The sequence below is a fragment of the Chromohalobacter sp. HP20-39 genome (assembly GCF_033052815.1).
Taxonomy (GTDB): Bacteria; Pseudomonadota; Gammaproteobacteria; order Pseudomonadales; family Halomonadaceae; genus Chromohalobacter.
On the sequence record NZ_JAWHTP010000064.1, the window covers coordinates 1 to 554 of the forward strand.

General features: G+C 60.1%; 2 protein-coding genes. Both read left to right on the forward strand.

Features of this window, described 5'->3' with window-relative positions; all coding sequences use genetic code 11:
* Positions 1-267, forward strand: a 267-nt coding sequence (locus RVY79_RS16890; RefSeq protein ID WP_317465629.1) for a hypothetical protein, incomplete at its 5' end; no start/stop codon positions are given.
* An 8-nt stretch (positions 268-275) separates the two neighbouring features.
* A partial coding sequence (locus RVY79_RS16895) for a hypothetical protein (protein WP_317465630.1) occupies positions 276-554 on the forward strand: 279 nt, incomplete at its 3' end.

Consider the following 554-nt stretch of genomic DNA (forward strand, 5'->3'; position numbering starts at 1 on the left):
CACCAGCGTTTGACTACGCTTTCAGCAAGCGAGGAGTCGGTGCTGATCAATACGTACCTGACGAACCTCTACACGCTTGAGTCGGCCATCCCGACCGCGAGTGACAACCTGGACACCGACCAGGCGGCCGTTTGGAAGCACAACCCGAACGAGCAGCGTGATCGAGACAGGCTTTTCGATTCGTGGCGCCGCCGGCTGTGCGAGTTCATTGGCTTTGCGCCTGGTCCGATTCTGGGCAATGGTGGCATCAGCGTCTGCCGCGCATAGGAGCAAAGATGGACGCAGCCAAGCTGCAAGCCAAGATTTACGCAGGCTACGCGAAGTCGGCCAAGCGGATCGGCTACGTCTATGACGTCTACCGCCCGGCCAGCACCGCCAACCCGCTGACCAACAAGGTCGCCAGCCTGAATGCCTCATTCAACGCCCAGGACTGGACGTACACGAAGCCGAATCTGCCGGATAAGCCGTATTGGTACTGCCTGATCGACGGCCGTCTCACGCAGGTCGGTGACTACCTGCAGCGCGGCACGAACCTGCATTTCATCGCTGGGATG